This window comes from Erythrobacter sp. (assembly GCF_023653175.1).
Lineage (GTDB): Bacteria > Pseudomonadota > Alphaproteobacteria > Sphingomonadales > Sphingomonadaceae > Erythrobacter.
Map to the genome: position 1 here is coordinate 1 of NZ_JAMNXL010000143.1, position 9,096 is coordinate 9,096.

The window sequence follows — 9,096 nt, forward strand, 5'->3', positions numbered from 1 at the left end:
CGAGGCCGAGGAAGGCACCGTCGCGGTGCGTACGCTCGGGGCGGAGCACCAGAAGGTCATGCCGCTCACCGAGGCGATCGCGATGCTGCGCAGCGAAGGCACCCCGCCGGATCTGCGCGGGTAGCCTCCGGCACCGCCATGAATCCCTTCGCCCGGTTGCGCGACCACGCCTTGCGGTTCTTCGTGTTTCCGAGGATGGACCCCGTTCTGAGCGAAAGCGCGCTCGCCGGTTTCGAGGCCGATCATGGGGTCGCCTTGCCGGAGGACTATCGCCGCTTTCTGGCGCAAGTCGGCAATGGCGGGCCGGGGCCGGGCTACGGGCTTCTGCCTCTCGACAAGGCGCTCGACTACGACAACAAGCTTTGGGGCGCACCTGTCCCGCTCGATCACCTGCGCCGCCCCTTCCCGCACACCGCCGTCCACAATCCGAAGGACGACATGGAAACCGATTGGCAGGCCGCCGCTGACGGGCCGGCTAGCGAGGAGGAAATGTATCTCGCTATCTTCCGCCATTATCGCGGCCTGATCGGCTTGGCGCATGAGGGGTGCGCGCGCTATTGGGTGCTCGTCGTTTCCGGCCCGGCGCGGGGTACGGTGTGGATCGACGCGACCGATAGCGGCGGCCCCTTCATCCCGCTGGGTTGCGGGTTTCTGGAGTGGTACGAGGCGTGGCTCGGCGGGCGCGTGTTTTGAGCAACCTTGCCATCGCCGCCTTACATCCCCTTGCAATTGCGACCATTTGGAGAGAGATTCGCCCATGACCCGCACTTTTCCGATCGCCGCCGCCGCTGCGCTGTTGCTCGCAGGATGCGGCACTGAGGCTGAACAGGCCAAGGATGCCGACACCGCCGACCATTCCGCGATGGACCATTCGGGCCACGACATGGGCGAAGGCACGCCCGCAGCGCTGACCGAGGCGCAGGCGGCCTACAAGGCGGCGAATGACGCGATGCACGCCGGGATGGCCGATATCCCCGCCGATCCCGATGTCGCTTTCATGCAAGGCATGCTCGCCCACCACAAGGGCGCGGTCGCCATGTCGGAAGTGGCGCTGAAATACGCCAAGGACGAAAAGGCACGCGATCTGGCCACCCGGATCATTGCCGCGCAGAAGGGCGAGATCGCCGAGATGGAATCCTGGCTGAAGGCGCGCGAAGCGAAGTAAGGGACGGGCGTGGAAATCCTTGGCGGCTTCACCGCGCTGCAACTCGCCGTCGCTTTCGGCGCGGCGCTCGGCTCGGCCTTCGTGCGCGGGCTCACGGGGTTCGGCATGGCGATCCTGCTGGTGCCGGTGCTCGCACTGGCACTCCCCCCGGTCGAGGCGGTGCTGCTGACCAATGCGCTATCGCTGATGATCGGCGCGACCGAGATCCGCAGCCTCGTGCGCGATGCCGAGAAAAGCGCCTGGGTGATCGGGGCGCTGGTGGTGGCGACGACGCCGCTCGGCCTCTACGCCCTGTCGCTGACGGGGCGCGACGTCGCGCGCCTCGTCATCGCGCTGATCGCCTTGAGCGCCTTTGTCGCGATCCTGCTCCCCCGGCGCGGGAACGCGGTTCCGGGGCGCGGCGTGACGGGTTTTGTCGGGGTACTGAGCGGGCTGATGACCGGCTATGCGGGCATGCCCGGGCCGCCGGTGGTGCCCTATTATGCCGGGCGCGAACTGCCGCGAGCGACCGCCAAGGCCTCGATGCAGCTGATCTTCACCATCGCCGCCACCACCGGACTGCTGAGCGCGACCGGGCTCGGCATCCTGCGGCTGGAACTGCTGCTGTTTGCGGTGCTGATCCTGCCGGTGATCATCCTCGGCAACCGGCTTGGGGCGCGGGTGTCGGGGAGGATCGGCGATCCGGTGTGGCGCTCCGTCGTCGGCGTGGTGCTGGGCGGGGCAGCGGTGGCCGCCCTCGCCCGCCTGCTGTGATTTTCGGTCACATCGCCTCAGGCGAAAAACCGGTTCCCACTTTTTCGCGCGATGCCCCTAGGAAACCCACCGCGCGGCGAGCACCGTGCCGCCGTTCGGCTGGCGTAGCACCAGCGCATAGCGGTCCGCGCCCGGCACCTTGAGCTGGCTCGCCGCGAGCGTCACGCTCGCCTTGCCGCCGGCCCAGTCGCTTAACCGGCGCTCGGAACGCAGCACGTTGGAATAGGTCACGCGTCGCCCGCCATTCTCCCCGCTGCCGATCCCGACCTCGACCTTGCGGGTGACCGCGACGAGCAGCAGTTCGGCCTTGCCCTGACCGGTGCCCGAAAGGTTCACGGAATAGCCGCCGCCAGCCGCCGGGGCGACACGAATCGCGGCGTCGCTCTTGCCGCCATATTGCTTGACGCTCGGCGCGACCTGGGAGGCGTACGAGCCGACAAGGCCATAGCTGCCATTGACCACCAGCTGCGGGGTATAGACCCCGTTGCGCCCCGCAAGCCCGCGGCGCGCGTAATCCTGCTGGAGCGCGGTGTTGCTCTCCTGCGCGAGCGTGTCCTTCCACCCGAGCCGGTCCCAATAGGTGACGGGCCGGGCGATGACGACGAGATCGGGGTTGGCGCTGAGCTTTTCGGCCAATGCGTCGGCAGGGGGGCAGGAGGAACAGCCCTGGCTGGTGAACAGCTCGAGCAGCACCGGCTCGCCGGCAACGGCGACGGCGGGAGCAGAGCCCGACTTGGGCGCGGCCGAAGGCGCACCCTGTGACAGGCCGAAGCTGGCGGCGCCGAGCACGGCAACAACGCCGAAGGCTGCAAGAAGGGGGCGGCTGATCGTCATGGGTTCATCCTCGCACAAGAGTGTCGGGGATGCTTTCGCGTTCTACCGGCGTCCGGTTACGCGCCCGCCGCAAAAGGGCTCAAAAGGGGAGCGCGCGTCCGGCCAGAATCAGCGACAGCGCGCAGCCGAGCACGATCAGCTGGCGCGCGAACTCCACCGCGTCGAGGCGGTTGGCAGCGGCAAGCGGCAAGGCGAGAGCGCGGTTCATCACCCGCACACTGGCCGCAAATCCCTAATGAAGCGTTAATTCGGGCGCCTCACGCCGGCATCTGCTGGCTGGCGCAGTGGAAGCCGCCGCCGCCGGCCAGCACCGCGTCGCCCGGAAGCCCGATCGTGTCGCGGTCCGGGAACAATGCGGCGATGGCGGCGACCCCGTCCGCATCATGGGGGCTGCCGAAAGTTGGCACCACCACGAGGTGCGAGGTGATCGCGAAATTGACGTAGCTCGCCGGTTCGATGCGCCCGTCGCGCTCGATACGGCCCGGTGACGGGATGCGTACCACCTCGACACCAGCTGCCGACGCCCGCGCGGCGGCATCGGCATAGATCGCGGCGTTGGGATCATCGGTGCCGGTCGGCTCGGGCACCACGAGGCGGTTCGGCCCGACAAACCGCGCGAGGTTGTCGACATGCCCGTCGGTGTGGTCGTTGATCAGCCCCTCGCCGAGCCACAGCACCCGGGTGAAGCCGAGGTGGGCGGCAAGTTCAGCCTCGATTGCGTCGCGGCCCATCTGCGGGTTGCGGTTGGGGTTCAAAAGGCACTGCTCGGTGGTCGCGACCAGCCCGGTGCCGTCGCCATCGACCGCCCCGCCCTCGAGGATCATCGGCGAGGCAGTGATCGCCAGCCCGGCGTCGCGCGCCAGCTCCGCGCCGATCTCCATATCGCCCGGCATGAGATACTTGCCGCCCCAGCCGTTGAAGCCGAAGCGCCGCGCGGTGCGGGTGCCATCGCCCTCGCGCACCACCAGCGGGCCGGTGTCGCGCAGCCAGACGTCACCATATACGCGGCGCTCGAGGGTCACTTTATCGCTGACCAGCGACCGCGCCCGCGCTTCGTTGGCCTCGTCGCGCACCAGCAGGCGCACCGCTTGCCCGCTTTCCGCCACGGCAGAGGCAAAGTCCGCCATCTGCTCCTGCGCCGGTTCAAGCCAGCCGGGCCATTCCTCGGCGAGATGCGGGAAGCCGATCCACAGCCACTCCTGCGCGGCCCATTCGGGGGGCATCAGTGCGGTCATCGCGGTCAGCAGCCCTTCTCGGAAGCCTTGCAGCTTTCATCGCGAATGCCGCGGAATTCGTCGCCGTCGTTCCAGGTGGGCCAGCTGGTGCTCGCTGCCATCATCCGGCCGAGGCGGTAGTAGAGCTGCAAGTCCTCCATCACGCCCGACCAGTCCCAACCCTCGTTGAACTCGTCCTTCGGGCCGTGATAGCGGTTCTCGGTGTAGTCGGCTGCCGCCGCAGCCCCGGCCTCGCGCCCGCCGTTCACCAGATCTTCGCCGCCTTCGACATAGATCATCGGCACGCCAAGCTTGGCGAAGGCGAAGTGGTCGGAGCGGTAGTAATAGCCGGCTTCCGGCTTGGCATCGGGGGTCGCGGTGCGCCCGGCCGCCTTCAGCGCGGTGTCGAGGAAGGCATCGAGCTGCGACTTGCCGCCGCCGATCACGGTCACGTCCTTTGCAGGCCCGGCAACCGAGAGCGCGTCCATGTTGACCCCGCCGACCGTCTGCGCGAGCGGGAAGACCGGGTTCTGCGCGTAATAGGTCGCGCCGAGCAGGCCGGATTCCTCCGCCGTCACCGCAAGGAACACGAGGCTGCGGCGCGGCGCGCCGGCCTTGGCATGCGCCTCGGCGAGCGCGACCAGCGCGGCGGTGCCCGTGGCATTGTCGACCGCGCCGTTGCAGATGTTGTCGCCATCGGGCGCGGGGGTGCAGCGCCCGAGGTGGTCCCAGTGCGCGGTGTGGAGGACGTATTCCTCAGGCGCCTCGGTGCCCGGAAGAATGCCGATCACATTGTGCGACATGAAGCTGCGAACGTCGTTCCTGAAGCCGGTCGAGAGGCTCAGCCCAAGCGGCACAGCCTTGAAGCCCTTGGCCTGCGCCGCCTTGGTCAGCGCATCGAGGTCCTGCCCCGCCGCCTTCAGCACCTTGCGCGCGGCGTCCTCGGTCACCCAGCCGTTCATCTGAGTCAGCGGGCCTGCATCCGGCCCACGCTGAGCATAGGCCTGCGGACCGCTCCACGAGCTTTCGACGACGTTCCAGCCATAGGCGGCAGGCGCGGTCTGGTGGACGATCAGCGCGCCCGCCGCACCCTGACGGGCGGCTTCTTCGTACTTGTAGGTCCAGCGGCCGTAATAGGTCATCGCCTTGCCGTTGAAGGGGCCTTCGAGCCCCGCGGTCTGCCAATCCGGGTCATTGACGAGGATCACCACCGTCTTGCCCTTCACGTCGAGGCCCGCGTAGTCGTTCCAGCCCTTTTCGGGGGCGTTGATGCCGTAGCCGACGAACACCAGCTCGCTGGCGTCGATCTTTGTCTCGGCCTCCTCGCGATAGGTCGCGCCGACCCAATCCTTGCCATACTGGAAGCTGAGCGGCGCGCCTTTCCCGGTGATGGCGAGCGGCGCGAAGTCCTTGCCGGTGATCTCGACCAGCGGGACTTCCTGCACCCACGAATCCCCGTTGCCCGGCTGCAAGCCGGCCGCCTTGAAACGCTCGGTGAGGAAGGCGATGGTCTTCTCCTCGCCCGCCGAGCCCGGCGCGCGGCCCTCGAAGGCGTCGCTGGCAAGGGTGCGGGTGACGTCCTTCATGGTCGCCTCGGCGATCTGGCCGGGTTCAACCTCGGCAATGTCGAGCGCGGCGCTGGCACCGCCGGGGGCAGGCATCCCCTCGCAGGCCGAGAGCACAAGCGCTCCTGCGGCGAGGGCTCCGAAGGCGGACAGGCGGATGGTCATGGCAACGTCTCCCGAAAGGCGCACTTTCCTTTGCAGAGCGGCGCAGTGCGTGCAAGCAGCCCGCCCTCAAGCAGCGGAGCGGTAGGGCAACAAAGACTCCTCCCTTGCGAGCGGAGCGCGGTGGGGCCAGAGGAGCGGGCGATGGGAGAGCAACCAACCCCCGATTGGCATGGCGCGCTCACCCGCGCCCGAACCCACGCGCCGTTTCTGACGCGGGCGCTCGATCGCCAGCCGGAACTCGCCGCGCTGCTGGAACGCGGTGACGGCGCCGCCGCGCTGGCATGGGCGCGGGCGCAGGGCGCGCATCCGGACACCGAGGTGGCGCTGCGCCGCGAACGCCTTGCGCTCGCCGCCGCGCTGGCGGTGGGCGACCTTGCGGGAGCCTTCCCGCTCACAGCCGTGGTCGGCGAACTCACCGCATTCGCCGACCGCGCGCTCGACCGCGCGATCCGCACAGCGATTTACGAACGCACCGATCAGGACAGCGCGGCGGGCTTCATCGCGCTGGCGCTCGGCAAGCAGGGGGCGGGCGAGCTCAACTATTCCTCCGACATCGACCCGATCCTGCTGTTCGACCGCGACCGCCTGCCGCGCCGCGCGGCGGACGATCCGGGCGATGCGGCGCAGCGTTACGCGCGGCGCGTGGTGGCGCTGCTCGCCGCCAACACCGCCGAGGGCTACGCGCTCAGGGTCGACCTGCGCCTCAGGCCCGCGAGCGAGGTCAGCCCGCTCTGCGTGTCGGTCGGCGCGGCGCTGACCCATTATCAGGGCGCAGCGCTGGCGTGGGAGCGCGCCGCCTTCACCCGCGCGCGCGCGGCGGCAGGAGACGTCGCGGCGGGCGAGGGCTTCCTTGACGAAATCCGCCCCTTCGTGTGGCGCGGCCAGCTCGATTTCGGCGCCATCGAGGAAATCCGCGCGCTCACCCTGCGGATCCGCGACAGCGGCAAGGGCCCGCCCGCCCCCGGCCCCGGCTTCGACGTCAAGCGCGGGCGCGGCGGGATCCGCGAGATCGAGTTCTACGCCCAGACCCACCAGCTGATCCACGGCGGGCGCGATGCCTCGCTCAGGGTGCGGGGCACGCGCGCGGGCCTCGATGCGCTGGCGGCGGCAGGGTGGATCGCGCCCGAGAACGCTGCGATTCTCGGCGCGGCCTATGACCGGTTGCGCGCGGTCGAGCACCGCTTGCAGATGGTCCATGACCGCCAGACCCATGCGCTGCCCGAAGGCGAGGCGCTGGACAATGTCGCACGGCTCGACGGGCTCAAGGACGGCGCGACGCTGGTCGCCGAGCTCACCGAACTGACCGGCGCCACCGCGCGCATCTACGAAGAGCTGATAGGCCGCGCCGAGCCCGCGCCTGCACCGGTCGCCATGCCGGTGAGCGCGCTGGCGACCAGCCTTGCGCAGTGGGGCTTCCCCGATCCGCGCACCCTTGCCGAGCGTATCGAGGCATGGCGCGACGGGCGCTTTGCGGCGATCCGCAGCCCCCAGGCGCTTGAGGCATGGGACCGGCTCGCGCCCGCGCTGCTCCAGTCAATCGCCCGGAGCGACGATCCGATGCGCGCGATCACCCGTTGGGAGCGGATCATCGAGAGCGTGCCATCCGCCATAACCACCTTCCGCCTGCTCGACGCGCGCCCCGACCTGATCGAGCGGCTAGTGGCTGCCTTGACCCTCGCCCCGGTGCTGTCGGACGAGCTCGCGCGCAAGCCCGAGCTGCTCGACACGCTGATCGATCGCGACGCGCTCGACCTGCCCGGCGACATGCAGGCGATCATGGCGCGGATGCGCGGCGCTGCGATCCGCGATGATTACGAGGCGCTGCTCGACGCGATCCGCATCGTCACCGGCGAGATCCGCTTCGCGCTCGGCATCCAGCTGATCGAGGGGCTGGCCGATCCGCTCGCCATCGCCCGCGCCCTGTCGCGCACCGCGGAGGCCGCCTTGCAGCTGGCGGCGGAGGCGACGGCGGCAGAATTCGCCGCCAAGCATGGGCGCATTGCGGGGAGCGAATTGCTGATCCTCGGCCTCGGGCGATTGGGCGGCGGGGCGCTGACCCATGCCAGCGATCTCGACATCGTCTATCTCTTTACAGGCGATTTTTCCGCGCAATCGGACGGCGCGCGGCCCTTGGGCGCGACGATCTACTACAACCGCCTCGCCAGCCGGGTCAGCGCCGCGCTCTCGGTGCCGACCGCGCAAGGAGCCCTCTACGAGGTCGATACGCGGCTGCGACCACAGGGCAACCAGGGGCCTATGGCGGTGAGCTGCGAGGCTTTCGGCAAATATCAGCGCGAGGCGGCATGGACGTGGGAGCACATGGCGCTCGCCCGCGCGCGGGTGCTCTATGGCTCGGCGCAGGCGCGCGACGGGCTCGAGGGCGTGCTCGCCGAGGTGCTGGGCGCGCCCCGCGACAAGGCGGCGCTGCGCGAGGCGGTGCTGGCGATGCGCGCCGAGATGGCGAAGCACAAGCAGCCCGGCGGCCCGGTCGACGCCAAGCTGTCGCGCGGGGGGCTCGTCGATATCGAGTTTCTGGTGCACTACCTCCAGCTGAAGGGCGAGACCGCGGACGGACGCCCGCTCGCCGACGCCGCGGCGCAGGCGCTGTCTCCCGACCTTGCGGCGGCGCTGGAGGGCCTTGTGGCGGCGGGACTGGTACCGGCTGACCTCGCCGAGCCGCACGCGCTGATGAGCCGGATGCTGGTCGCCGGACGCCTGCTCGCCCCCGATGGCCGCGAGCCGCCGTCGAGCGGTGCGCGCGCGCTGGCGCGGGCCTGCGGGTTCGATTCGTATCAGGCACTCGAGGAGGCCTTCGCCGCCGCGCGCCTCAGGGTGGCCGAAGTGTGGAAACAAATCTTGCGGACAGACATTCTCGAAAGCGAACAGGAGAACCCCCAATGAGCAACTTCCCCGGCGTCGGCGACGCCATCCCCGACATCGCCATGGAAACCCCGGAAGGAGCGCAAGTGAAGCCCTCCGACTTTGCCGGATCGAAGCTCGTGATCTTCTTCTATCCCAAGGACGACACCCCGGGCTGCACCACCGAGAACAAGGATTTCTCCGCGCTCAAGGACCAGTTCGAAGCGGCGGGGACGAAGCTGCTGGGTGTGAGCAAGGATCCGGCCAAGAAGCACGCCAAGTTCATCGCCAAGCACGGCCTCACCGCCCCGCTCGCGACCGACGCCGAAGAAGGCGGTCTCAGCGACGCGCTCGGCGTGTGGGCGGAAAAGCAGATGTACGGGAAGACCTACATGGGCATGGTGCGCGCAACCTATCTGGTGGGCGCCGACGGCACAATCGCGCGCATCTGGGACAAGGTGAAGGTCGCCGGTCACGCCGAGGACGTGCTGGCAGCGGCCAAAGCTCTTTAAGCCCGTGACCACCGTCGCCCGCGCCATCC

Annotated in this window: 9 protein-coding genes; 5 read left to right on the forward strand and 4 right to left on the reverse strand. The window is 69.2% G+C overall.

Going from position 1 to position 9,096, the window contains the following annotated elements; translation table 11 throughout:
• Positions 1-138 precede the first annotated feature (138 nt).
• From NBV68_RS14430 to NBV68_RS14440, 3 genes are all read left to right on the forward strand, one after another.
• Positions 139-693 carry an SMI1/KNR4 family protein gene (locus tag NBV68_RS14430; RefSeq protein ID WP_296310896.1) on the forward strand — a complete coding sequence of 185 codons (555 nt, stop codon included), beginning with the start codon at positions 139-141 and terminating at the stop codon, positions 691-693.
• A gap of 64 nt (positions 694-757) precedes the next feature.
• Complete coding sequence (locus NBV68_RS14435) at positions 758-1,165, forward strand: DUF305 domain-containing protein (RefSeq protein ID WP_296310898.1); 408 nt, start codon at positions 758-760, stop codon at positions 1,163-1,165.
• Positions 1,166-1,174: 9 nt separating this feature from the next.
• Positions 1,175-1,918 carry a sulfite exporter TauE/SafE family protein gene (locus NBV68_RS14440; RefSeq protein WP_296310900.1) on the forward strand — a complete coding sequence of 248 codons (744 nt, stop codon included), beginning with the start codon at positions 1,175-1,177 and terminating at the stop codon, positions 1,916-1,918.
• Between the two features lie 57 nt (positions 1,919-1,975).
• Here NBV68_RS14440 and NBV68_RS14445 read toward each other — a convergent pair whose 3' ends face one another.
• From NBV68_RS14445 to NBV68_RS14460, 4 genes are all read right to left on the reverse strand, one after another.
• Entirely contained in the window at positions 1,976-2,752 is a 777-nt protein-coding gene (locus NBV68_RS14445; protein WP_296310902.1) for a DUF1223 domain-containing protein, read from the reverse strand.
• A gap of 79 nt (positions 2,753-2,831) precedes the next feature.
• Positions 2,832-2,960, reverse strand: coding sequence for a hypothetical protein (locus NBV68_RS14450; RefSeq protein ID WP_296310904.1), 129 nt, complete (start codon positions 2,958-2,960; stop codon positions 2,832-2,834).
• 49 nt (positions 2,961-3,009) lie between these two features.
• Positions 3,010-3,987 (reverse strand): agmatine deiminase family protein, encoded by a 978-nt coding sequence (locus NBV68_RS14455; RefSeq protein WP_296310906.1) that lies wholly within the window; start codon positions 3,985-3,987, stop codon positions 3,010-3,012.
• Positions 3,988-3,992: 5 nt separating this feature from the next.
• The gene (locus tag NBV68_RS14460) at positions 3,993-5,696 is read right to left on the reverse strand and encodes a M28 family metallopeptidase (RefSeq protein WP_296310908.1); all 1,704 of its coding nucleotides are present in this window, start codon (positions 5,694-5,696) and stop codon (positions 3,993-3,995) included.
• A 141-nt stretch (positions 5,697-5,837) separates the two neighbouring features.
• Here NBV68_RS14460 and glnE point away from each other — a divergent pair, with 141 nt between their 5' ends.
• Positions 5,838-8,597, forward strand: coding sequence for a bifunctional [glutamate--ammonia ligase]-adenylyl-L-tyrosine phosphorylase/[glutamate--ammonia-ligase] adenylyltransferase (gene glnE / locus NBV68_RS14465; protein WP_296310910.1), 2,760 nt, complete (start codon positions 5,838-5,840; stop codon positions 8,595-8,597).
• The gene (locus tag NBV68_RS14470; protein ID WP_296310913.1) at positions 8,594-9,067 is read left to right on the forward strand and encodes a peroxiredoxin; all 474 of its coding nucleotides are present in this window, start codon (positions 8,594-8,596) and stop codon (positions 9,065-9,067) included. The genes glnE and NBV68_RS14470 overlap by 4 nt, the downstream gene beginning before the upstream one ends.
• Positions 9,068-9,096 lie beyond the last annotated feature (29 nt).